This is a genomic window from Acinetobacter sp. CIP A162, assembly GCF_000367905.1.
In the GTDB taxonomy this organism is placed as follows: Bacteria; Pseudomonadota; Gammaproteobacteria; order Pseudomonadales; family Moraxellaceae; genus Acinetobacter; species Acinetobacter lwoffii.
In genome coordinates this window covers 287,007-310,421 of record NZ_KB849157.1, presented here as the reverse complement: position 1 = coordinate 310,421, position 23,415 = coordinate 287,007, and the positions used below count along the sequence as shown (strand labels likewise).

Here is a 23,415-nt window from a genome sequence, read left to right as displayed (position 1 = left end):
GAGTCACAGATTCTCTTAAGCTAGAGTAATATTTGATTACATTTGAGCGCATTCACGTGAAACAAGACTCTCAAACTCGCCTGATTCATGCACCACGAAAGGCTCCTCAAGCGATTTCCACCATTCAACCTCCCCTCTATCGTGCATCGACCATTATCTTTAACAATACCGATGCCCTGTTTAATCGCCATTGGACCGATGACTATGATTATAGTTATGGCACGCATGGCACGCCTACGACCTTTACGCTGGGCGATAACATCGCACAACTCGAAGGTGGTTTATATCACCTGCTCGCACCGAGTGGTTTATCCGCGATTAATCTCGTGAATTCTTGCTTTTTAAGCCAGGGCGATGAGGTTTGGGTAGCTGACAATATCTATGGTCCAAACATGGAGCATTTACGCAATATGGAAAAGCGTTATGGAATTACGGTTAAGGTCTACAATCCCATAGAGCTTGATACATTTCAGCCTACAGATAAAGCCAAACTGATCTGGCTCGAGGCTGCTGGCTCAGTCACCTTGGAATTTCCGGATCTGGCTGGTTTAGTGAAAAAAGCTCAGGCACACAATATTCTTACTGCGCTGGATAATACCTGGGGCGCAGGTCTGGCTTTTGATGCCTTTGATTTTAGTGAAGAGCATTTAAGTGTAGATATGACGGTACATGCACTGACCAAATATCCAAGCGGCGGTGGTGATATCCTGATGGGCTCAGTGGTTACGCGAGATAAGACCCTGCATCACAAACTGTTCCGTGCGCATGCCATTCAGGGCATTAGTGTTTCTGGTGATGATGTGGCACAGATACAACGTAGTCTGGCTTCGATGCAACTGCGATATCAACATCAATCCAGCAGTGCGCTTACATTAATGACATGGCTTAAACAGCAAACCGAGTTTGTGCAAGTACTTCATCCTTCAGATCCGGACAGTGCAGGCCATCAGTACTGGAAAGAAATTTGCAAGCAAGGTGATAGTGCCGGCCTGGTCAGCGTGATCTTTGACAGCACATACGTAATGCAGGATATCCGGAATTTCTGTGATAGCTTAAAACTGTTTAAGCTTGGCTTTAGTTGGGGTGGCCCTGTCAGTCTGGTCATGCTATATAACTTAAAAGACATGCGTGTGCTGGAACATTCACACTTAAAAGACGGCTTGCTGGTTCGTTTCTGTATTGGACTGGAATATCCGGAAGATTTGATTCAAGATATTCAGCATGCACTAGAACAAATGAAAAAACTTAAAAACGAATAATAAATAACAGGAAAAGCTATGGGTAGACCAATTGTTATTGCTAAAAAAACTGCGGATACCACACAGGATATTGTGCTGCATTCCCAACTTGCCAATCGACATGGCTTGATTGCAGGTGCCACTGGTACCGGAAAGACTGTGACTTTAAAAGTATTGGCGGAGAGCTTTTCTCGAATTGGTGTACCTGTATTCCTCGCCGATGCCAAAGGCGATGTGTCCAGCCTGGCCAAAGCAGGTGAAAGCAGCCCCAAGTTTGATGAACGGATTAAAAGTCTCAATATCGAGTCCATTCCTTTTGCAGCCTCACCAGTGGTGTTTTGGGATTTATTTGGCGAACAGGGTCATCCGATTCGCACTACCATTTCTGAAATTGGCCCGCTGCTGCTGGCGCAAATACTGAATCTGAATGACACCCAGGAAGGCGTTTTATCTGCCGTGTTTCGGATTGCCGATGATCAGGGTTTATTGCTGATCGACTTTAAAGACCTGAAAGCGATGCTGAGTTATGTCTCTGAGCATGCGGCTGACTTTAAAGCTGAATATGGCAATCTTTCACCCGCCAGTCTCGGTGCGATTCAACGTAATTTGTTAGCACTGGCTGACCAAGGCGGTGACCAGTTTTTTGGCGAGCCGGCGCTGGATCTGATGGACTTTTTGCAGACGGATAGTCAAGGACGTGGCAATATCAATTTGTTGGCGGCTGACAAGCTGATGAATACGCCTAAGCTATATGCCACGTTCTTACTCTGGATGCTCTCCGAGCTGTTTGAACAGCTTCCCGAAGTCGGCGATCTGGACAAACCTAAACTGGTGTTTTTCTTTGATGAAGCCCATCTCTTATTTGATAATGCCAGCCCTGCCCTGCAAGAAAAAATTGAGCAGGTGGTGCGTCTAATTCGCTCGAAAGGTGTAGGGATTTATTTTGTCACGCAAAATCCGTTGGACTTACCTGAAAGTGTCTTAGGCCAGCTCGGCAATCGGGTTCAACATGCTTTGCGGGCTTTCACTCCCAAAGATCAAAAAGCAGTGAAAACCGCAGCAGAGACTTTCCGAGCCAATCCTGAATTTAAAGTCGATCAGGTGATTACCGAGTTAGCAGTAGGTGAGGCTCTAATTAGCTGCCTGGATGAAAAGGGCATTCCACAAATTGTAGAGCGTGGCTGGGTCATGCCGCCGCATTCATCCTTTACACCGATCTCGCTTGAAGAACGCAAGGCTCTCATGCAGCAAAGTATTGTCGCCGGTATTTATGAGCAGCCAGTCGATCGGGACAGCGCCCACGAAATGCTGCAAAACAAGGTCGCAGAACGCCAGCAACAGGCTCAGGCCGCCGAATTTGCCAAACAACAAAGCAAGGAACAAGAAGCTCTTGCCAAGCAGCAAATTAAAGAACAGGAACGTCTGGCACGAGAACAGCAAAAAGAAGCTGAACGCGCAGCCAAGCAACGAGAAAAACTGACTCAGGATATTGTCGGCACCTTTGCCAAAAGTGCTGCCCGCAGCCTGGGCGGGAGTACTGGGCAGAAAATTGTGCGCGGCTTACTGGGTTCGCTGTTTGGCCGCAAATAATCCCGCTCTTTTTCCGATCATCATCACACTTTTTATGGGATATTCTTATATCCCATAATTTTTTTATGGTTCTATGACTATGTGCTATTGTAAAGCCATTTTAAAAGATGTAATTTAAATATATCTTTTAAAAAACACCTGTAGACGGCTCTCATGACTCCACAACATATTGAACTTGTACAAGCGACTGTTCCTGTTTTACGTGAAAACGGCGTAGCACTTACCACGTATTTCTATAACCGCATGCTGAAAAACCATCCAGAGTTGAAAAACACCTTCAACATGGATCATCAAAGTACTGGCCGTCAACCACGTGCCTTGGCTGCCGCAGTACTTGCCTATGCCGAAAACATTACCAATCCGGGCGTTTTGGCCAAAGCCATCGAACGCATTACCACTAAACATGTCAGCCTGGATATTCAACCGGATCAATATGCGATTGTCGGTGAGAATCTGTTGCACTCGATCAGCGAAGTTTTAGATGTACCCATGGACTCAGACCTGATTGCAGCCTGGAAAGAAGCGTATATGCAACTGGCAGATATTTTGATTGGTGTGGAAAAATCTAAATATGCCACCCTAGCTTCTGAAAATGGTGGCTGGGCGGGCTGGCGCGAATTTGAAGTAGCAGCAGTCAATGATACCGACGCAGGTAAAATCTTTACACTTAAAGCTAAAGATGGTGCAGCGATTGCAAGTGCTGAAGCCGGTGAACATATTTCAGTACGTGTACAGGTGCCTGAACAGCACATTCGTCAACCACAACAGTTTAGCTTTGATCAGGCGCAAAACGAGCAATATCAAATTACTGTGAAAGCGGAAGAAAATCCAACCGCATTCTCGGTTGCACAGACACTGATCGACCACTACAAAGTTGGTGATGTAGTTGAAGTGTCTGCCCCGCTCAAGCTTTAATTGCAAAAACGGTTTAGACTAGCTTCAGATTCTGATTAAAAGCTCCATTCGTGGAGCTTTTAGCATTCAATTCTTTCATTTTCTAGCTGTTGATCTTATGCAACTCAATAAATTCACTGACTATGCGCTTCGGATCCTGATGTATGTCGCACAGCCACGTGATCTCCCCTATACCATTGCAGAGCTTGCCGAGCGCTTGCAGGTTTCACAAAATCATGCCATGAAAATCGTGCACTTTATGGCGAAACAGGACTGGCTGATCACCACACGTGGCAAAGGTGGCGGCATACGTTTAAATCCGGCAAGCCTGAACCTTCGACTGGGACAGATTGTGCGGATCCTGCAACGCGACAGCAATGTAGTGGAATGCAATAGCCCACCCTGCGTATTACGTCCAACCTGTGGTTTAAAAGGCATTCTAGATGATGCGGTGGAACAGTTTTATAGCAGTCTGGACCAATATGTGCTTAAAGATGTGATTACGCCAAAAAATGCACGTTTCAGTACAAATTCTCCGATCGGCCTGATTAATCTTTAAAGTCTTCCGGGTCAGGTCTTGTGACTTATTCTTGCGGCAAAGTTCGCTTGCCTGTGCGACTTCCTTTATAATGTTTCATTGTAGATCATTTATTGAAGTTGAGTTATGCACCACAGCAGAGGAAAATCCAAAAACAGTAAGACAGCCCATGCGCCTAAGCAAAAGATCAGCTATGAGAAAAAAGTTGATTCTGCCATTACTGAATATTCTGTGCGCGCACTCAACTGGCTACGCAAAGCCGAATTTTTAATGAGTGCACCCAAACTCAGTCTTTGTGTAGAAGATACAGGCTATGAAATTGCTTTTGCCGGCCGCTCGAATGCAGGTAAGTCTAGTGCGATTAATGCCCTGACTAACCAGAAACAGCTGGCACGTGCATCGAAAAAACCTGGCCGCACCCAGATGATCAACTTTTTCAGTCTGGGTAATCCGGATCAGCGTCTGGTCGACTTACCCGGTTATGGTTATGCGGCTGTGCCTGAAAAAATGAAACTGGTCTGGCAAAAAGAACTGGAAAACTACCTGATTCATCGCCAGAGCTTACAAGGCCTGGTATTGTTGATGGATATCCGTCATCCCCTGCAACACTTCGATGTGATGATGCTGGAATGGGCTTATTCCCGCCAGTTGTTCGTGCATGTCTTGTTAACCAAGTCAGATAAACTAAACCGTGGTCCTGCATCCAAAGCCTTGCAGGAAGTCAAAGCGGCATTGAAAAAGATGAAGCTGGATTTCTCGATTCAACTGTTTTCCTCCATGAACAAACAAGGTTTAGAAGAACTGGCCAGTGTCATGGGTGGACGTTTGAACTTTACCTTAGATCAAGCTTCTGAATATGATCTGGACAGTATTCCGGAAGCATCAGTGCATGATTTGAATGAATCCGATGAACCGCTTGAAGAACTTGAACTTAGTGAAGCTGATTCTGAGCATGCTGAAGTATCGATGCATGCTTTAAATGAAGCTGAAGAACCACTTGAATTGCTTGATCAGGATCAATCCGAGCTTAAGGCTGCAGATGAGCTGAATCAGAATAAGCATTCAGCGGATTAAGATCCATATCACCGGAATGGTCTGGGATCGTTCTTGATTTATTTAAAATCAGCTAAAACTCACCTTATAAAAAAGCAGGTTAAATACCTGCTTTTTTTATTTGTCTTTTGACTATTTTAACTGTCCGTAACTTGTGGTTCTGGTTCACGCGTATGCCGGTCCACCACCACGCTGATCATCATATCCCCTTGAACATTTACCACTGTACGTACGGTATCCAGTAAACGGTCGATCGGTAAAAGAATGGCAATCGCCTCGGCAGGTAAACCGACCGATTGCAAGACCATAATCATGGTCACCATACCGGCACTCGGAATTCCTGGTGCACCTAAGGATGCAATCATCGCCGTGGCGCAGACGACCAGTTGCTGCCCCAGACTCAGATCCAGTCCCATTAAATTGGCAATAAATAATGCTGCTGCCGCTTCATACAGTGCTGTGCCATCCATATTCAACTGTGTACCAAGTGGAATCACAAAGCCTGCGGTATGTGGACGTACTCCTAAATTTTCCTGTGCGCATTTCATTGACAAGGGCATGGTGGCCGAACTGGAACTGGTAGCAAAGGCAGTAATCAGAGCAGCTCGTGTGCCTTTAAAGAACGTGACCGGATCCATCTTGCCGAAAACCCATAGCAATAAAGGCAAGACCACGATGCCATGAAAAATCGTCGTGCCGGTAACCACCGCAGCGAATTCAGCCAGACGACTGAGGACTGAAACATCTTCAGTGGCAATTAATTTAGCCAATAAGGCAAAAATACCAAGCGGTGCCAGTTTCATCACCCAGCCAATCATCAACATCATGATTTCGAAAAACTGGTGACTCAGCTTGCGCACAGTACGAAACTTATCCCCACCTGCCACCAGTGCCACACCAACAAATAAGGCAAAGACTACCACCGCCAAGACATTGCCATCGGCAAAAGCTTTAAACGGATTGATCAGGGTATTCTGAATAAAATTGGTAAAGAAAGATGAAGGTGTCAGGGTATCTGGCGTTTGATGTTGCGCCATGGCATCCTGGAACATCAGCACATCAACACCCTTACCGACATCAAACAAATGCGCACACGCCAGACCTAAAATGAGCGCCAAGGTGGTGGTGGTCACACAGCACATCAGGGTGATTTTCCAGGTGCGGCTTAGCTGCCCACCCGCCTGCAGATTGGATACGCCGACCACGATCGAGCTAAAAATCAGCGGCACTAACAGCATTTTTAACAAGCCAATAAAAATGCTGCTGACGATACCGATGCCATATAAGCTGACATCAAAAAATGAGGTCTGCGGAAATATCGTCAATAGAAATCCAAACAGCACCCCCAATACGGCGGCAATTAGAATTTGCGTATTTAAGCTCATCTTTTCATGCATTTTTAATATTGATCTTAAGCCGCACTATGCCATGCGAATTCTACAGAATCGAGTAATATTTTATAAACGCGGCGTGAGGACATGATATCAAATGGCCATTTTCATCCGGCTTAAAAACAAAAAGCCGAATCAGGGATTCGACTTTTTGAGCAGGAAGAAAAATTACTGTGTTTCGATTTCACGTAAACGGATCAAGCCTTCCTGAGAGGTACTGCAGACCAGCTCACCGTTCTGCCACATCCGGCCAAAATTCAGGCCACGCGAACTGGCGCTTTGGGTGGCATCCATATCGTAAAGCATCCACTCATCCGCACGGAACGGTTTATGGAAGTACATGGCATGGTCAATACTGGCACATTGCAAACTTGGCGAGATATAGCTCAGACCATGTGGACGAAGCGCTGTGGTCATCAAGGTAAAATCAGAATAGAAAGCAGCAATAGCCTGATGCAAGGAGATCTGATCGACTTCTGCAGCAATACGGTCATGCGTACGGATATAGTGCGCATAAGACGGTGCTTCAGGTTGAGGCTGGAATGGATTTTGCGGATTGACCGGACGAATTTCCACATGACGATCACGAGTGAAAGATGCACGGACATTTTCCGGAATAAACTCAATAATCTGTTTGATCAGTTCCGCTTCATTTTTCAGGCTTTCTGCCGGTGGATATTCAGGCTCTGAAATCTGGTAATTTAGCCCTTCTTCCTGATGCGCGAAAGACACCATACACATGAAAATGGTACGGCCATGCTGAATAGCGCGCACCTGACGGCTGACAAAGCTCTTGCCGTCACGGATACGATCCACTTCATAAATAATCGGTGCATTGACATCCCCGCCAAACAGAAAATAGGCATGTAATGAATGTGCTGGACGATCTGTGGTATAAGACGCGGCGCGTAGTGCCTGCCCTAAAACCTGCCCACCGAACACGCGCTTGCCCACCAGATTCCGGCTGATTCCCCGGAAAATGTTTTCTTCTAACTTTTCTAAGCTAAGCAGCTCGACCAGTTCCTGTGTTAAGGCATTCATAAGCAACCTATCTAATATTGGAGATATCCAAAATGGAAAAACGGATCTAAATAATTGATCTGGAATATTCTGCCACAAAATCAGACCGAAACTCTAAAGTTTGCATGACTGTTCTGTCATACTGATGTCATAAGTGACTAGGAAAAGCACCTGCTTTCACGCTAAAATTGAAGCACTTCTGTTGAAGTTGTTAAAAAAAGATATATTGTTTCGCTTTAGAAACCCGCAAAATAAATTCCCTCAGAAGTCCTGTGGTTTTGGTCAGTAAAATTAGGAGCAGCTATGTCCAAGAATGGCTTTGGTCAAATGTATCGCAAGCTTTCAAGTAAGTTACTTGATCTTGTGGTTACCCCTCATGTTCTTGGGGAAGTACCAAGTGAAGTGACAGCGCCTGAATCTGATCAGACTGCAGCAGAATCGCAGAAACTGGTCTGCTACGTTTTACAGAACCATTCGCGTAGTAATGCACTGGTTGTCGATGCAGAAACGCGACGCTTAAAATTGCCGGCTGCACTTGATCCAATGCAACTGGGCAATAATAAGGAAAAAGCATCGGTACTGTTTTTACAGCATCATGATGAAAATAACCTGTTGAGTTCTCCCCCGCATGCTTTCCCGCCGCGCCTGTTACGTCTGATTGAAATCCTGGAACAGCATCCTGAGCTGGATGTCGAACTGGTTCCGGTAACAGTACTTTGGGGACGTGAACCTGAGAAAGAAGATTCCTGGTTTAAGCTTTTATTTACCGATACTTGGTCTACGCCAAGCCGGGTCAAACAACTGGTCAATATCGGCCTGCATGGTCGCCAGTCTTATTTAGAGTTTCATGAACCGCAATCTTTACGCACCTTGATTAACTTTGCCAAAGAGACGCATCCAAATTCAGCGCCAGCAACTTATATTGTCAGCACTTTAAATGATTACCTGGATGGTCAGCGTGAAGTCATTCTCGGGCCGGATCTGTCCGACCGCCGTAATGTGATGCATGGTCTGATCAAGTCGCCAGATGTACAGGCGGCGATTCGCAATGACAGTATTCGCAGCAAAATCTCGATGCTGGAGTCTGAACGTCGCGCCATCGGTTATCTGAACGAAATCGTTTCCGACTATTCTCATTCTACCGTACGTTTTGCCGACAAGGCCCTGACCCGCTTATGGACCCAGCTTTATGACGGCGTGGAAGTGCATAATTTCAGTACCGTGCGTGAATTGGCCAAGGATTATGAAATTGTCTATACCCCATGTCACCGCAGTCACATTGACTATTTATTATTGTCTTATGTGATCTATCGCCGTGGCTTGATGGTGCCGTATATTGCCGCGGGCGATAACCTCAATATGCCTTTTGTCGGTCAGATTTTACGTGGTGGTGGCGCTTTCTTTATTCGCCGTACTTTCCGCGGCAACGCGCTCTATACTACGGTGTTTAAAGAATATCTGTATAGCGTCCTGTCACGTAATACCCCGCTAGAATATTTTATTGAAGGTGGCCGTTCACGTACCGGTCGTTTGCTACCGCCAAAAACCGGGATGCTGGCAATGACCGTGCATGGTCATTTACGTGGCAAGTCCAAACCGATTGTATTTGTACCGACCTATATCGGCTATGAACGCCTAATGGAAGGTGGTACCTATGTCGGTGAGATGAGTGGTAAGCCAAAAGAAGCCGAGTCTATTTTTGGTATTTTGAAAACCCTGCGCAAGATTGAACGTATTTTTGGCAAGGTGCACCTGAACTTTGGTAAACCGGTATTTCTGGATGATATCCTGAAACAGCATGGTGCAGAAAATATCAAGATCGAAAAGAACGATGATCCGGTTCCACAAGCGGTTTCTGACGCGGTGAATAGCTCTGCACAGGCTATTCTGGAAAATATTAACAGTGCAGTCGTGATCAATCCGGTATCGTTATTATCTTTAATCTTGCTGGCCACGCCAAAACATACGCTGGATGAAGAAATCTGTATCAAACAGCTGGATACCTATCGCACCTTGCTCACCGCCCTGCCTTATGATGAACGCATGCAGGTTACACCGCTGTCAGGCAAAGAAATAATTGCCTATGCAATGAAGCTGAAACTGATCAAACGGGTGAAGCATGTACTGGGAGATATTATTGCGATTGAGGATAATCAGGCGGTTCTGCTAACTTACTTCCGTAATAATATTGTGCATACTTTTATATTGCCATCCCTGATTGCAGCCCTGACTGAACATAACGGCACCATCCGCCGTCATGATGTGATCAATATCAGCAGCACCCTATATCCGTTCCTCAAAGCCGAACTGTTCTTAAAATGGCATGAAGACGAGATTCAGGATCAGGTGAATGCGCATATTGATAGCTTAATTGCCTCGAAACTGATTACACAAGATGGTGAAAACCTGATTGCACCTGCACCAAATACAGAAGCACATCATCAGCTTGAGGTTCTAGCTGCACCCGTGACTCAAAGTCTGGAACGCTACTATATGACTTTGGCACTGATTACCCAGCGCGGTTCAGGCAATATCTCGACCCGTCAGGTGGAAGAGCTGAGTTATCTGGTTGGGCAGCGCCTGTCTGTACTGTACGAATTCAACTCACCTGAGTTCTTCGACAAAGCCCTATTCCAAAGCTTTATTAAAGTCTTAACCCAAAAAGGTTATCTGTGTACCAATGAAGACAATGCCATTGTCTTTGATGAACAGCTGACCAATGTGGCGCAGTATGCAGATCTGGTACTGGATGAAGTGAAGTTGCAGATGCTGCATCACATCACCGACTTTACGGATGAAGAACTGAAAGAAGCTTTGGATGCAGTTGCGGCTGAACAAGCCAAGAAACGCGCGAAGCGGAAGAAGAAGTAAGGCTTTTTATTCCCTCTCCTTTCAGGAGAGGGTTAGGGAGAGGTAATTTAAAAAGCCCTTCTCCTGACCTCCCTTCGAGAAAGGGAAGAATATTCCTCTTTTACAAGGAGGAGCTAAGAATTATTTTTCCTCATCAACCCCAAATAATCCTCATAACAATCTGGATGCTCTAACTCAAATCCCATTTTCTGCATTCGGGTCGCATAAAGCTTCTTACCTGTCACCTGCTCACTTTCTACTTTAAGCAAAGGAAGCCCCATCTGCTTTTGGAACCATTGCAATATTTCATGCATTAATTTTGGATCGTTGTTTGTCACAATATAAGAATTTTCAGGATGTTCCACGTGAATCATCTGTGATAAGAAACGTGATAAATCTTCAATGTGAATCCGGTTGGACCAGTGCAGATTCGGATATCTCAACATCGAGGCGGCCATTTTTTGTAGGCGTTCTACCGATGCTCCATAAATCCCACTTGGACGAATGATGGTACATTTCTCAGGATAAGCAGTGAAATAAGCCTGCTCCATCTGCTGCAAGATTTTGCTCTGAGCATCATTCGGGTGAATTTCAGTTTCGTCATCTACGATTTCACCGGCATCTTGCCCATAGACCCGGGTGGATGACACCACCACAATCTGTTTCACCGGATGCTGTTTCAAGGCAGCCACAATAGGCTGAACAGAATCCAGATAGGTTTGCTGATAGCCTTCAACCGTACTTTGTTTTGGACTAAGTAATACATAGACCCAGTCAATCGGTGTAACTGCTGTTAAATCCAGTTTATGCACATCCTGAATCAGATGAGTTGCGAATGAATCTGTTTTGGGACTCTGGCTAATTGTGCTAATTTGATGACCTTGCTCAAATAGTTGTTTAGCCACACGTCGGGATGTTTTACCATAACCGGTAAATAAAATATGCATTGAGCACCGAATCACAAATCTGGTTGAGGGGACATGGCTGCAGTCCATCAGTTACAAGGCGTTGGCAATGCCGCCGCTTCATTACTCGAAAAACTAAATATCTTCAATACTGATGATTTGCTTTTTCATCTACCACGTGACTATGAAGACCGTAGCACGATCATTCCCATGAATCAATTGAGCGTGGGACGCAGTTATCTGCTGGAAGGGATCGTTAAAGGTGTAGATTTTCCACCCGGTAAACGCAAATCTATGGCTGTGCTGCTGGATGATGATTTTGGCAAGGTTACTTTACGTTTTTATCATATCTATAAAGGTATTACTGACCGCTGCAAACTGGGTAACCGTTTAAGAATTTTTGGTGAAGTGCGGGTCGGTGCGCGCGGTCTGGAAATGTATCATCCCGAACTGCAAGTCATTACTGAGGACACACCTTTACCTCAAACCCAGCTCACGGCGATTTACCCTGCGACTGAAGGCCTGACCCAACCCAAAATACGGGATTATATTCAGCAGGCCTTGGCTCAATACAGCGACCATCTGCCTGAACTACTGCCAGCAAAATTTAGCAATGGTTATGCACTGAAACAGGCACTGGAATATATCCATCACCCGCCAGTCAATGCCAATATGCTGCAACTAGCACAAGGCTCACATCCTGCACAGCAGCGCCTGATCTTTGAAGAACTGGTAGCGCATCAGATCAGTTTATTGACACGTCGGGCCTTTATTCAGCAAGTCGAAGCGCCTTCATTTGCGCCCAGTAAAACCTATGCCAAACAGCTCTTAGCCAGTCTGGCTTTTGAAATGACCGGTGCGCAAAAACGTGTATCCAGAGAAATCGTGCAGGATTTAAAAAGCAATAAACCGATGTTGCGTCTGGTGCAAGGCGATGTCGGCGCGGGTAAAACCCTGGTGGCTGGTGTCGCAGCTTGCCATGCACTGGAAGAAGGCTGGCAAGTGGCGTTGATGGCACCGACCGAGATTCTGGCCGAGCAGCATTATCTGAACTTTAAACGCTGGTTTGAGCCTTTGGGCTTAAATGTAGCCTGGCTTTCCGGCAAGCAGAAAGGTAAAGCTCGCGCCGCAGCGGAACAGGTGATTCGGGATGGCAGCGCCCATCTGGTGATCGGAACGCATGCCCTGTTTCAGGAAAATGTCGAGTTTGCCAAACTGGGTCTGGTGATTATTGATGAACAGCACCGCTTTGGTGTGGATCAGCGCCTTGCACTCAGAAATAAAGGGCTAGATGGTATGTCTCCGCATCAACTGGTGATGACTGCGACTCCGATTCCCCGCACACTGGCCATGTCTGCCTATGGTGATCTGGATACCTCGGTGATTGACGAGCTGCCGCCGGGCCGTACCCCGATTCAGACCGTGACCATTCCATTAGATCGACGCGAAGAAGTCTTGCAACGGATTGCCAGCAACTGTGCTGAAGGTAAGCAGGCATATTGGGTGTGTACACTGGTAGAACAGTCCGAAACCCTGGATGCTCAGGCCGCAGAAGCGACCTTTGCCGAAATTCGCGAGCGCTTTCCTGCGCTGAATATCGGACTGGTACATGGCAAGATGAAAGCCGATGAAAAACAGGCGGTAATGCAGCAGTTTAAAAATAATGAATTACAGCTCCTGATTGCCACCACCGTGATCGAAGTCGGGGTAGATGTACCCAATGCTTCCATCATGGTAATTGAAAATGCTGAACGTCTGGGCCTATCTCAATTGCATCAGTTACGGGGCCGGGTCGGTCGTGGCGCCAAAGCCAGTTTCTGTGCCCTACTGTATAAACATCCGCTGTCTCAAAATGGTCAGGAACGCTTAAGAATCATGCGCGAAACTAATGATGGTTTCATGATTGCCGAGAAAGACCTGGAATTGCGTGGCCCAGGTGAGTTGCTCGGGACCAAACAGACTGGCGACATGAATTTCCGTGTGGCCAAACTGGAACGGGATGATCACCTGCTCAATCAGGCACATTACGTGGCTCAGCAGATGCTCAAGGATTATCCAGATCAGGCTGAAGCATTATTGCAACGTTGGCTACCGGAAGCACCACGCTATGCCTATGTTTAAACTACTGGAACATGGAAAACTCTGGCTGACTCGCCTACAACCCTGCCAGCTGTGTCTAACCGATCATCAGGCCATTCATTCAGTCTGTGAAGATTGCTGGCGACAATTACCCTGGACACATCAAACCATTCAACGACAGGAAATGCAGTTCCAGATTGCCTGCAACTATGCCTACCCGATGGATCGTTTAATTCAACTGTTTAAATATGAACAGAAACTGCATTTGCAAAATTTACTGGCAGGTGCACTGTTAAGTTTAGACCTGCCTAAAGTCAGTGCAATAGTACCGATGCCGATCTCGAATGAGCGTCTGGCCGAGCGCGGTTATAATCAATCTTTGGTACTGGCCAAACATGTGGCAAAACAGCTGAATGTACCCATCTGGCAACCGATTACCCGACTAAAACAACATTCACAGAAAGGTCTAAGCCGACTGGAGCGGATTGAAGACATCCAGTCGCAATTCCAGATCAGCACCATTTCCAAGCTGCGGTATCGTCGGGTGCTGATTATTGATGATGTGGTGACAACCGGCAGTTCGATTCGGGCACTGAGCCAAACACTTGAACAACTGGGCTGTCAAAAAATTTATGCAGCCTGTCTGGCAGGCGCGCAAATCTGAAAATTTAAGCTTGGGCAAGTAACTGCGACTTCACCCAAGGAATCACAACTTCAGTGGTCAAGGGTGCGAGTCGTACCTCTTTTTCATCCAGATCTACCCATTTCATTTCGGCAATTTCCGCTTCAATTTTTGGTGCTTGATCCAGACTTACCCAATAGACATAACTCACCAGTTGATGATCTGGTTCATTCGCCGTCTGGGTTTCAAAACGCCCAATGAATTGCTGAATCTCTGCCTGTGTGCCAATTTCTTCCTGAATTTCACGCAACATCGTTGCTTCTGGTGCTTCATTTGGCTCCAGCTTGCCACCAACCTGCATAAAGCAAGACGTCCCTTTTTTGCGAACCACCAGCAGTTGCTGCGCTTCATTTAAAATAATGGCCGCAGCCACCGTAATCACGTTCATTTATTTTCTACAAATCATGCTGTGGACAGCTTATTTTACAAGATCGGTCTGATCGACCATACCCCATTTCGCTTCAGGCGGCTGATAACTTTCAAATTGGCGCAAAATCTCATCCAGATTATCACTCACAATTAGAGCATCGCTAAAGCGCGCTTTGGTAAAACCTTTCTCAGTCGTCATATGGATAAATTTGAGTAAATCATCATAGAAACCATCTACATTTAAAAAAGCACAAGGCTTTTTGTGAATTCCCAACTGTGCCCATGTCCATTGTTCAAAAATTTCTTCCAGCGTTCCTGCACCACCCGGAATGGCAATAAATCCCTGTGCCAGTTCTGACATACGGGTTTTACGCTCATGCATATTATCGACCACAAATAGCTCGGTAATATGCGGATGCGCCAGTTCACGATTGACCAGCTGTCTTGGAATTACGCCAATCACCTTGCCACCAGCAGCCAGAGCACTATCAGCAACAATGCCCATTAAACCGGAGCGACCACCGCCATAGACCAGCGTCTGATGCCTTGCTGCCAAGGTTTGGCCAACTTTTTCGGCAATCTGGGCATAGAGAGGATCGGAGCCCAGTGCTGAACCACAAAAAATTGCGATAGAATTCATCATTTCACTCTCCAATTGACGCTATATTGTACGAAATCGCTGCAAGCGAGTTTTTTCCAAAAATAACTGCTTAATATCAGTGTTTTTATTCAATTCCTTGTCTAAAATACACCCATTCCAATTCACATACTGCGCCAGGGAGAAAAGACAGCATGCTTGAAGCCTTTTACGCCACAGAGCGCGGTAGCTTAGAAGATATCACGATTAACGGTGATTTCGACCTGCATCCAGATTTAGTATGGCTTGATCTGATTGCACCTTCACAAGAAGAGCAGCAATGGATTCTAGATGCCTATGCGCAAAACTTGCCGACCTTAAAATCGCTGGAAGATATTTCCTCTAGTGCCCGATTTTACCGTGATGATGACGGTATTTTGCATATCAGTACCTATTTTTTAACCAAAAATAAAAACTATCAGGTCGAGAACGAAAACGAAGATGAATCCAGCATGCTGGCGACGGTACAAACCGTAGCATTCATTCTGCATAAGGACCGTCTGTTTACCTTGCGTGGCGAAAAGCTGGTGGCCTTTCGTGCCTTCCGTGCCCGTGCGCGCCGCAATGATTATGAAATCGATTATAAAGATCCGACCTGGATTCTATTGGGTCTGCTCGAAGCCAAACTGGATGAACTGGCCGATATTCTGGAAGATGTCCATAAAGATTTAGAGAAATATTCAACTGAAGTGTTGAATAACCGCCATCGTGAGCAAATTCTTGATCTGGATGACATGATTACCCGACTGGCTCAATTGGAAGATATGCTCGGTAAAGCGCAACTCTGTTTGATCGATTTGCGTCGTGTTCTGACTTTCCTGTCTCGTCCACGCGCCTTGGGCAGTCATATTTATGATGCGGATATCCGAGAACTCAGTGAAGATGTGCGCTCGCTGGTTGAACATGATGCCTTCCTGTTCCAGAAAGTGCGCTTCCTGCTCGATACCACGTCCGGATTCATTAACACGGAACAGAACGATACGATTCGTCGATTCTCGATCTTACCAAGTATGCTTGCGCCGCCGATGCTAATTGCCAGTATTTATGGCATGAATACCGAAGTTCTGCCTTTTGCACAAGGCACTATGAGCTTTATTATAGTCAGTATTATTTTAATCGGCTTTTTGATTGGGCCATTGATTTACTTTAGATGGAAGAAGTGGATTTAGAATCCCTCCTAACCTCCCTTTTCAAAAGGGAGGGATTTTCCCTTCTCCTGTCAGGAAAGGGAACCTCATACATTCAGTTCTATAAAAATAAAAAGCACCTTTCGGTGCTTTTTTTATTTACTGAATGATCTGTAAATCATCCTGTAAATGACAGGCCTGAATGATATTCATCATTTTAGCAGGGACAGCTTTAAACTGCAGTCCTTGCGCTTGAGGAGTCTGGCGCAACCAGCGCACCAATACCGCCAAAGCCAAAGTACTGCCACTTTCAAGCCCAGCCAGATTAACCACAAGCGGAAACTTGGTCTGCGACTGAACCACACGCAGACCATCTAAGTAATAGTCCTGCGCATTGGCATAGTCAATCTTGCCTGAAACCTGCAATTCCTGATCCTTGAATACAATCACGGCTCACCTATCTGATTATTTCTTGTCGATTGCAGCTTCTGCATCCGGTTTGAAGTTAGCAATAGCTTTATCTATGTTACCGCCATTACGTTTGACTGTCGCAGCAAACTGGTTACGGAATTGCAAACCTAGATCGATACCCGATACGTTGATGTTGCGGATTTTCCATTGTGAACCTTTGTCCACCAGCTGGAACGCCACCGGAATTTTCTCGCCTTTATTATTAAAGTCGATGGTTACAACAGGGTTTTTGCTATTGCTGGCCTTGTATGGGCGAACGCTATAGGTCTGATTGCTGAACTTGGAAAATGCAGAACCATAATTTTCAATCAGCGTTTCACGGAAATTCTTTTCAAACTGCGCGCGCTGTGCAGCAGTACTATACTGGTTCGTCGCATAAGTCCCCATCACAATACGCGTGAAAGACTGTGAATCAATGTATGGATCCAGATTCTGGCGGACAATCGCTTTTACCAGTGCTGGATTGTTCTGCAATTTTGCATTATCAGCTTTGAGGCGCTCAATCAAACCATCTGCTACTTTTTTAATAAAAACAGGTGGCGCTTCAGACGGTGCAGCAAACACTGTACCAGCAACCATTGTTGAAAGAATGCTTGCTGCAAGCGCTTGTTTTACTAAAGTCTTCACTGAAATCTCCTCAATCTATTATTCAACAAATGCAGGTTCTGCATCAGTCGATTCTGAAACTGTCGCCTGTTCTGGGGCAGTTTCTTGACTATCCGACGATTTACCGGCACCACCAGTAATAAACTTCGTCACTAAATCTTCAATTTCCATGGTGCCTTGGGTATTGGCAATCTGATCACCACGTTTCAAATAGTTCAGACCACCACCTGGAATAATTTTCAGGTATTTTTCACCCAATAACCCATTGGTCGCTACCATAATATAAGCATCTTCATCAATATTGGTGATGGATTTCATGTTAGCTAACAGTTGTTTTTCCATGTCTTTTTGTTGCGCAGGTGTCGCTGCTTCATAGTCCGAGCTGTAGCGTAACTCGTCCAGAGCTTCCTCCTGAACTTGCTTTAATTGTTCAGCATTAAACGAGGTCAATGAGCCATCTAAAGTCATATGTACGGTTGCCAGACGCGTTACAGGATCCAGGGTAATCTCATCGACCTGTCCCACTTTCACCCCGCTTAAAGCGACTTTGGCACGTGGCTTGATGCCATTCACATTTTCAAAAGTTGCCGTCATTTTATAGCTGTCGGAAATATTGCTGCCGACCAGACCACTGACACGCATCGCTAAAAAGAATAAGGCAATACCAAATAAAATAACAAAAACACCAACGGCCAGCTCACTAGTACGTGATTTCATTAAACACCTCCGAACATGACCGCAGTCAACACAAAATCAAAGCCTAAAACGCACAGTGAAGAATACACGACTGTACGCGTTGTAGAAGTTGCAATACCTTCCGATGTCGGGACACAGGCATAGCCTTGGTATACCGCAATCCAGGTACAAATTAATGCGAATACAAAACTTTTAATAATGGTGCCATTCAAGACATCTTTATAGAATTGCACGCTGCTTTCCATGCCGCTCCAATAAGCGCCTTCATCGGCACCCAGAAAATCCACCCCGACCATTTTACCGCCCATAATGCCAACTGCAGCAAAGATGACGGAAAGCATTGGCAAGCTAAAAATCCCTGCCCAAAGACGCGGCGAAATCACCCGTTTTAAGGGATCCACACCGATCATTTCCATACTGGACAATTGCTCAGTGGCTTTCATCAGGCCAATTTCAGCAGTCAAGGCTGAACCGGCACGTCCTGCAAACAGCAAAGCGGCGACCACAGGTGCCAGCTCACGCAGCAAGGTCAGCGCGACCGCTGTTCCTAGCATCGACTCACTACCAAAGGTCGACAAGATGCTAAACATCTGCAAACCAAGCACAGACCCAATAAACAGACCAGAAACCACAATAATCAGCAGGGACAATACCCCAACCCGATACATCTGATAAACAAACAGCTTTACTCCAAGCCAGGTCGGCATGGAAAATAAAATCTGCAACAGCATCAGGGTCGCGACCCCAATCCCCTGTACACGTTCAATAACGCGTCTACCTAATGCGGCAATTGCATTCATGAACGAACCTCATCACTTAAATAAGCTTGATGACTAAACTGATAATCCACTGGACCTTCTACCGAACCAGTCAGAAATTGCTGTACAAAAGCAGACGGATGCGCTTTTAGTTCTGCCGGTGTGCCCTCGCCCTGAATTTTGCCTTCTGCCACCACATAGATGTAGTCCGCAATCGATAAAGTTTCTGCGACATCATGCGAAACAATAATCGTGGTCAAGTCCAGTGCTTCACGTAATGAACGGATCAGACGAGTCAAAACGCCCATCACAATCGGATCCTGTCCGGCAAATGGTTCATCGTACATGATCAGCTCAGGATCCAGCGCAATCGCCCGGGCCAAAGCTACGCGTCGGTTCATACCACCGGATAGTTCAGACGGCATCATCTGTTCTGCACCACGTAAACCGACTGATTCCAGTTTCAATGCCACGATTTCCTTAATCAGATGTTCCGGCAATTTGGTATGTGCTCGAATCGGAAATGCGACATTTTCATACACGCTCATATCGGTAAACAAAGCACCGCTCTGAAACAACATACCCATCCGTGCACGTGCTGAAAAAAGTTCGGAACGTGACATCGTGGCAATATCTTTGCCGTCCAATAAAACCTGACCGTGCTCAGGAACCAGCTGCCCACCAATTAGTCTTAATAAGGTGGTTTTACCAGTACCAGATGGTCCCATAATGGCGGTAATCTGCCCACGACGAATATTTAAACTCACATCGTCATAAATCACGCGCTCACCCCGCTTGAAGCTCAGATTCTTGACTTCAATCAGAGATTGAGTATCTCGCGCTGTTTGATTTTTCATAGCTGAGTTTATTCCTGCATTTTTTCAGCATGCATACTATAAAGGAACGAAGTTCAAAATGTTAGCAGTTGAAAAGGTGGTTTAATATCATTAAAAAATGACAACAATAGATTATTTCGTATTTTTTATAATAAAAATATGTACTTAAGCTTGGGTGAAATACATTGATTAATTAAAAAGACTGTATAAATAATAGATAATATTACATAAAATCAAAGTCAATGCGATATATGGCATATACACCTCTATCAATTGAGATCGAAGAGCTAAGCTTTTCATATTAATAGTTATCATAACCCTGACAAAATATGATTTAGTAGACATTTTACGTTAAAAAGCAAAAAACTCAATGCATAAAAAAACCGGTATTTCTACCGGTTTTTTTATCTTCATCTAGCGACTGAATTAGTCGTTAAATTTACGACGTGGACGATCTTCACCACCGAACGAACGTTCACCACGTGGCTTGTCATCAAAGTTGCGACGTACTGGACGATCACCGAAATCACGCTTTGGACGGTCATCACCGAATGAACGCGCTGGACGATCACCGAAACCGCCTTCACGACGTGGAGCTGAACGATCACCAAAATCACGTTTTGGACGATCACCATAACCGCCTTCACGAGCTGGTTTATAATCTACACGGTTGCCACGGTTGTCATCATTAGAACGAGGACGGTCACCAAAACCACCTTCACGACGTGGAGCTGGACGATCACCGAAGTCACGCTTTGGACGGTCATCAAACGAACGTTGTGGACGATCACCGAAACCGCCTTCACGACGTGGAGCTGGACGATCACCAAAGTCACGACGTGGACGATCTTCGCCAAATGCTGGACGTTCGCCACGAGGTTTGTCATCGAAGCTACGACGTGGACGATCATCACCGCCTTCACGACGTTTGAAGTTGCTTTCGCCTTCAAAACGACGACCGCCACCGAAACCACCACGACCGCCATCACGACGACCGCCATCACGGCCACGACCGCGACCAGCGCCATCACGGCTACCACGTGCAGGAGGTGGAGATGGCTCAAGACCTTCAATTTCAGATACGTTTAGACGCGCATCAAGGAAGTCTTCCAAAGCACGGATTTTACCGCGTTCACGGTAAGTCGCCAAAGTAATTGCTTTACCAGTACGACCCGCACGACCTGTACGACCAATACGGTGTACATAGTCTTCGTTCTTCATTGGAAGACCGAAGTTGATGACGTGTGAAATTGTTGGTACGTCAAGACCACGCGCTGCAACGTCAGTTGCAACCAAAATCTTCGCACGACCTTCACGGATGCTACGTAAACGACGGTTACGAACAGTTTGTGGCATAGCACCGTGAAGTGCTACAACTGATAGACCTGCTTCAGCAAGTTCTTCAGCCAACATATCTGTGTCTTCTTGAGTTGACGCAAATACAACTGCTTGATCAACGTCTTCTTCGTTCAACCAGTGAGTAAGAAGTTTTTTCTTGTGCTCGAAACCGTCAGTCCAATGCAAAGTCTGAGTAATATCAGTATTTGTAGAGTGACCAGTTTCGATCGAAATACGCATTGGATCATTCATCATGCGTTCTGCAAGTGTAATGATACGTGGTGCAAAAGTCGCAGAGAACATAAGAGTTTGTTTGCGGTTTGCAGCCAACTCACCAATTGCTTCTAAGTCTTCAGAGAAACCTAGGTCAAGCATACGGTCAGCTTCATCGACGATCAACGCGTCAACTTTGTCAAGTTTGATTTGACGACGATTCACCAGGTCAAGTAAACGGCCTGGAGTTGCAACAACAACTTGCGCACCTTTTAACTGTTGAATTTGCTTACCGAAAGGCATACCGCCCATGATTGCAGCAATACGAACACCTTTCATGTGACGTACAAATGCGATTGCGTCTTGACATACCTGTTGTGCCAATTCACGCGTCGGTGAAATCACCAAAATATTCGGTTGAGTAACCGCTTTCATACGGTCTTTAAACGGTACTAATGTATCTTGGTTTGCCAACGCATTTAACGTAGGCAGCAAGAACGCAGCAGTTTTACCAGAACCTGTTTGGCTTGACACAAGAAGGTCTTTGCCTTCAAGCGCAGCAGGAATCGCTTGTTCTTGTACAGGAGTAGGAGTGGTAAAGCCTAAAGCGTCGAGAGCCTGAGTTAGAGATTCGTCGAGGGAAAAATCAGCAAAAGTTTTGCTCATAGAGAGTGTTCACCCTGAAGTGGGTGCTCCATTAAATAAATTACAATATGGACATCGGCAAAAAGCGGCACAGCAAATAGAGCTGAAAAAGTTAGGATTCAGCAGCGATCCGAATAACGACGATGTGGATATAACGCACGTATATGATTACGGCCGCAAACCTGAAGGAATCGCTTAAGCGATTGGGGCGCGAAGGATATGTCCTCTCTATGGACAGAACGCGCATACAATGATTAGAAGATAGTGTTCAGGTAAAGAACGGAAAATTAAGTGCGTGCAGAAATTATAGCAGAATATTCCACAATGTCATTAAGTTTTAAAACTAATTTTCTTTATTCATAAATAATGTATATTTTTCTTACACTTAAAGAAGTATAAAAGTTTAGTTATTGGTCTAAAAAGTCAATTTTCTGCAATTTACCGGACATTTCCGATATCTAGTCAGTGTAAAAAACCTAGACATTACCCGATTAAAAGAAGAGAAGTATATAAAAAAGGCATCCCGAAGGATGCCTTTTAGAATATTAAATCTGCTTCATCTAAACCCGATTATTTTGCTGCTTCACCCCAAGCAGGAACAACTGCTTGCATTAAAGGCTTAAGCATTTTCATTGAACAAGCCAAAACTTGACCATTTTCCATAGAGTCGCTACCACCACGTGCATCAACTACAGTACCGCCTGCTTCTTTCACGATCAATTCACCCGCTGCAATATCCCAAGGTTTCAAACCAAGTTCAAAATAAGCGTCGAAACGACCGGCAGCCACATAAGCCAAATCCAATGCTGCAGAACCTGAACGGCGATATTGCGCACCGGCTTCAGTAACATTTAACAAAGACTGGAAATGATTCTTGGCATAAGACACAACTTCGCCATCACGTTTGGCACGATAAGCGTGACCAACAGCCATAAAGGTATTTTCCAGGCTGTCTTTAACATTCACACGAATACGGCGCTGGTTCATCATGGCACCACGACCACGACTGGCAGAGAATAGCTCATCTTTCACCGGGTCATAAATCACCCCGTGTTGAGTAATGCCTTTGTGCTGAACTGCGATAGAGATACAGAAATGCGGGAAACCGTTAATGAAGTTTAAAGTACCATCTAGCGGATCGATCACCCAACACCAATCGGCGTCATGACCTTTACCTTCCTGATAGCCAAACTCTTCACCAAGGAAACTGTGATTTTTATAGCTTTTACGTAGGGTATCGATGGTCAACTGTTCCAGATAACGATCTACACGCGTTACCGGACCATCAATTCCTTTTTCTTCGACTTGTAGATCGAGTTTATGACGATTCTGATGCGCTTTTAAAAGCTCTTGACCAACTAACTGAGCCGCACGCGCAGCCATCACCACCATAGGTTCCATTGAACACCCACTACAAATTTGAAGACACTGATAAAGAATAATGCATAAAAGCCCCAATATCTTAGCAAATATCAGGGC

At 45.5% G+C, this 23,415-nt stretch carries 20 protein-coding genes and 1 pseudogene; 9 read left to right on the top strand and 12 right to left on the bottom strand.

Going from position 1 to position 23,415, the window contains the following annotated elements; genetic code table 11:
* The first annotated feature begins 56 nt into the window (after positions 1-56).
* From F995_RS01720 to yihA, 5 genes and pseudogenes are all read left to right on the top strand, one after another.
* Complete coding sequence (locus F995_RS01720; RefSeq protein ID WP_004645051.1) at positions 57-1,259, top strand: PLP-dependent transferase; 1,203 nt, start codon at positions 57-59, stop codon at positions 1,257-1,259.
* A gap of 18 nt (positions 1,260-1,277) precedes the next feature.
* Entirely contained in the window at positions 1,278-2,828 is a 1,551-nt protein-coding gene (locus tag F995_RS01715; protein ID WP_004645050.1) for a helicase HerA-like domain-containing protein, read from the top strand.
* A 153-nt stretch (positions 2,829-2,981) separates the two neighbouring features.
* The gene (locus F995_RS01710) at positions 2,982-3,743 is read left to right on the top strand and encodes a globin domain-containing protein (RefSeq protein WP_004281516.1); all 762 of its coding nucleotides are present in this window, start codon (positions 2,982-2,984) and stop codon (positions 3,741-3,743) included.
* Between the two features lie 97 nt (positions 3,744-3,840).
* Positions 3,841-4,281 carry an RrF2 family transcriptional regulator gene (locus F995_RS01705; protein ID WP_016806778.1) on the top strand — a complete coding sequence of 147 codons (441 nt, stop codon included), beginning with the start codon at positions 3,841-3,843 and terminating at the stop codon, positions 4,279-4,281.
* 105 nt (positions 4,282-4,386) lie between these two features.
* A pseudogene (yihA, locus tag F995_RS01700) lies at positions 4,387-5,163 on the top strand (ribosome biogenesis GTP-binding protein YihA/YsxC); the annotation flags it as partial.
* 287 nt (positions 5,164-5,450) lie between these two features.
* Here yihA and F995_RS01695 read toward each other — a convergent pair.
* The gene (locus F995_RS01695; RefSeq protein ID WP_016806779.1) at positions 5,451-6,698 is read right to left on the bottom strand and encodes a dicarboxylate/amino acid:cation symporter; all 1,248 of its coding nucleotides are present in this window, start codon (positions 6,696-6,698) and stop codon (positions 5,451-5,453) included.
* 174 nt (positions 6,699-6,872) lie between these two features.
* Positions 6,873-7,745, bottom strand: coding sequence for an acyl-CoA thioesterase (locus tag F995_RS01690; RefSeq protein WP_004645045.1), 873 nt, complete (start codon positions 7,743-7,745; stop codon positions 6,873-6,875).
* Between the two features lie 282 nt (positions 7,746-8,027).
* Here F995_RS01690 and plsB point away from each other — a divergent pair, with 282 nt between their 5' ends.
* A complete protein-coding gene (gene plsB, locus F995_RS01685; RefSeq protein ID WP_004645044.1) occupies positions 8,028-10,595 on the top strand; it encodes a glycerol-3-phosphate 1-O-acyltransferase PlsB in 2,568 nt (855 codons plus the stop codon).
* 113 nt (positions 10,596-10,708) lie between these two features.
* On the opposite strand, the gene F995_RS01680 is transcribed toward plsB, so the two are convergent.
* Positions 10,709-11,521 carry an NAD-dependent epimerase/dehydratase family protein gene (locus tag F995_RS01680; RefSeq protein ID WP_004645043.1) on the bottom strand — a complete coding sequence of 271 codons (813 nt, stop codon included), beginning with the start codon at positions 11,519-11,521 and terminating at the stop codon, positions 10,709-10,711.
* A gap of 33 nt (positions 11,522-11,554) precedes the next feature.
* On the opposite strand from F995_RS01680, the gene recG reads away from it, so the two are divergent.
* Both recG and F995_RS01670 read left to right on the top strand, forming a co-directional pair.
* On the top strand, positions 11,555-13,600 hold the full coding sequence (recG, locus tag F995_RS01675; protein ID WP_004645042.1) for an ATP-dependent DNA helicase RecG: 2,046 nt from the start codon (positions 11,555-11,557) through the stop codon (positions 13,598-13,600).
* On the top strand, positions 13,587-14,222 hold the full coding sequence (locus F995_RS01670) for a ComF family protein (RefSeq protein WP_004645041.1): 636 nt from the start codon (positions 13,587-13,589) through the stop codon (positions 14,220-14,222). Before recG ends, F995_RS01670 begins: the two co-directional genes overlap by 14 nt.
* A gap of 4 nt (positions 14,223-14,226) precedes the next feature.
* Here F995_RS01670 and F995_RS01665 read toward each other — a convergent pair whose 3' ends face one another.
* A complete protein-coding gene (locus F995_RS01665) occupies positions 14,227-14,628 on the bottom strand; it encodes an NUDIX hydrolase (protein WP_004645039.1) in 402 nt (133 codons plus the stop codon).
* Positions 14,629-14,658: 30 nt separating this feature from the next.
* Positions 14,659-15,249 (bottom strand): LOG family protein, encoded by a 591-nt coding sequence (locus tag F995_RS01660; RefSeq protein ID WP_004645038.1) that lies wholly within the window; start codon positions 15,247-15,249, stop codon positions 14,659-14,661.
* A 152-nt stretch (positions 15,250-15,401) separates the two neighbouring features.
* On the opposite strand from F995_RS01660, the gene F995_RS01655 reads away from it, so the two are divergent.
* Positions 15,402-16,415 carry a CorA family divalent cation transporter gene (locus F995_RS01655; protein ID WP_004645037.1) on the top strand — a complete coding sequence of 338 codons (1,014 nt, stop codon included), beginning with the start codon at positions 15,402-15,404 and terminating at the stop codon, positions 16,413-16,415.
* Positions 16,416-16,532: 117 nt separating this feature from the next.
* Here the strand turns inward: F995_RS01655 and F995_RS01650 are convergent, their stop codons facing one another.
* The 7 genes from F995_RS01650 to F995_RS01615 form a co-directional block, all read right to left on the bottom strand.
* Positions 16,533-16,823: an STAS domain-containing protein gene (locus F995_RS01650; RefSeq protein WP_004645036.1), complete on the bottom strand. Its 291-nt coding sequence runs from the start codon at positions 16,821-16,823 to the stop codon at positions 16,533-16,535.
* Between the two features lie 15 nt (positions 16,824-16,838).
* Positions 16,839-17,471: an MlaC/ttg2D family ABC transporter substrate-binding protein gene (locus F995_RS01645; protein ID WP_004645035.1), complete on the bottom strand. Its 633-nt coding sequence runs from the start codon at positions 17,469-17,471 to the stop codon at positions 16,839-16,841.
* Positions 17,472-17,489: 18 nt separating this feature from the next.
* The gene (locus F995_RS01640; protein ID WP_004645034.1) at positions 17,490-18,167 is read right to left on the bottom strand and encodes an outer membrane lipid asymmetry maintenance protein MlaD; all 678 of its coding nucleotides are present in this window, start codon (positions 18,165-18,167) and stop codon (positions 17,490-17,492) included.
* The gene (mlaE, locus tag F995_RS01635; RefSeq protein WP_004645033.1) at positions 18,167-18,946 is read right to left on the bottom strand and encodes a lipid asymmetry maintenance ABC transporter permease subunit MlaE; all 780 of its coding nucleotides are present in this window, start codon (positions 18,944-18,946) and stop codon (positions 18,167-18,169) included. Before mlaE ends, F995_RS01640 begins: the two co-directional genes overlap by 1 nt.
* The gene (locus F995_RS01630) at positions 18,943-19,761 is read right to left on the bottom strand and encodes an ABC transporter ATP-binding protein (protein WP_004645032.1); all 819 of its coding nucleotides are present in this window, start codon (positions 19,759-19,761) and stop codon (positions 18,943-18,945) included. Before F995_RS01630 ends, mlaE begins: the two co-directional genes overlap by 4 nt.
* Positions 19,762-20,166: 405 nt before the next feature.
* Positions 20,167-21,957 (bottom strand): DEAD/DEAH box helicase, encoded by a 1,791-nt coding sequence (locus F995_RS01625; RefSeq protein ID WP_004645031.1) that lies wholly within the window; start codon positions 21,955-21,957, stop codon positions 20,167-20,169.
* A 549-nt stretch (positions 21,958-22,506) separates the two neighbouring features.
* Positions 22,507-23,337: an inositol monophosphatase family protein gene (locus tag F995_RS01615; protein ID WP_016806782.1), complete on the bottom strand. Its 831-nt coding sequence runs from the start codon at positions 23,335-23,337 to the stop codon at positions 22,507-22,509.
* Positions 23,338-23,415 lie beyond the last annotated feature (78 nt).

What these genes read in the sequence shown, in the direction of transcription:
- plsB (WP_004645044.1), top strand. Translation starts at nt 8,028, where the DNA reads ATGTCCAAGAATGGCTTTGGTCAAATGTATCGCAAGCTTTCAAGTAAG.
- F995_RS01715 (WP_004645050.1), top strand. Translation starts at nt 1,278, where the DNA reads ATGGGTAGACCAATTGTTATTGCTAAAAAAACTGCGGATACCACACAG.
- F995_RS01655 (WP_004645037.1), top strand. Translation starts at nt 15,402, where the DNA reads ATGCTTGAAGCCTTTTACGCCACAGAGCGCGGTAGCTTAGAAGATATC.
- F995_RS01625 (WP_004645031.1), bottom strand. Translation starts at nt 21,957, where the DNA reads ATGAGCAAAACTTTTGCTGATTTTTCCCTCGACGAATCTCTAACTCAG.
- F995_RS01630 (WP_004645032.1), bottom strand. Translation starts at nt 19,761, where the DNA reads ATGAAAAATCAAACAGCGCGAGATACTCAATCTCTGATTGAAGTCAAG.
- F995_RS01695 (WP_016806779.1), bottom strand. Translation starts at nt 6,698, where the DNA reads ATGAGCTTAAATACGCAAATTCTAATTGCCGCCGTATTGGGGGTGCTG.
- F995_RS01665 (WP_004645039.1), bottom strand. Translation starts at nt 14,628, where the DNA reads ATGAACGTGATTACGGTGGCTGCGGCCATTATTTTAAATGAAGCGCAG.
- F995_RS01705 (WP_016806778.1), top strand. Translation starts at nt 3,841, where the DNA reads ATGCAACTCAATAAATTCACTGACTATGCGCTTCGGATCCTGATGTAT.
- F995_RS01690 (WP_004645045.1), bottom strand. Translation starts at nt 7,745, where the DNA reads ATGAATGCCTTAACACAGGAACTGGTCGAGCTGCTTAGCTTAGAAAAG.
- F995_RS01670 (WP_004645041.1), top strand. Translation starts at nt 13,587, where the DNA reads ATGCCTATGTTTAAACTACTGGAACATGGAAAACTCTGGCTGACTCGC.
- F995_RS01680 (WP_004645043.1), bottom strand. Translation starts at nt 11,521, where the DNA reads ATGCATATTTTATTTACCGGTTATGGTAAAACATCCCGACGTGTGGCT.
- F995_RS01660 (WP_004645038.1), bottom strand. Translation starts at nt 15,249, where the DNA reads ATGAATTCTATCGCAATTTTTTGTGGTTCAGCACTGGGCTCCGATCCT.
- F995_RS01710 (WP_004281516.1), top strand. Translation starts at nt 2,982, where the DNA reads ATGACTCCACAACATATTGAACTTGTACAAGCGACTGTTCCTGTTTTA.
- mlaE (WP_004645033.1), bottom strand. Translation starts at nt 18,946, where the DNA reads ATGAATGCAATTGCCGCATTAGGTAGACGCGTTATTGAACGTGTACAG.
- F995_RS01615 (WP_016806782.1), bottom strand. Translation starts at nt 23,337, where the DNA reads ATGGAACCTATGGTGGTGATGGCTGCGCGTGCGGCTCAGTTAGTTGGT.
- F995_RS01640 (WP_004645034.1), bottom strand. Translation starts at nt 18,167, where the DNA reads ATGAAATCACGTACTAGTGAGCTGGCCGTTGGTGTTTTTGTTATTTTA.
- recG (WP_004645042.1), top strand. Translation starts at nt 11,555, where the DNA reads ATGGCTGCAGTCCATCAGTTACAAGGCGTTGGCAATGCCGCCGCTTCA.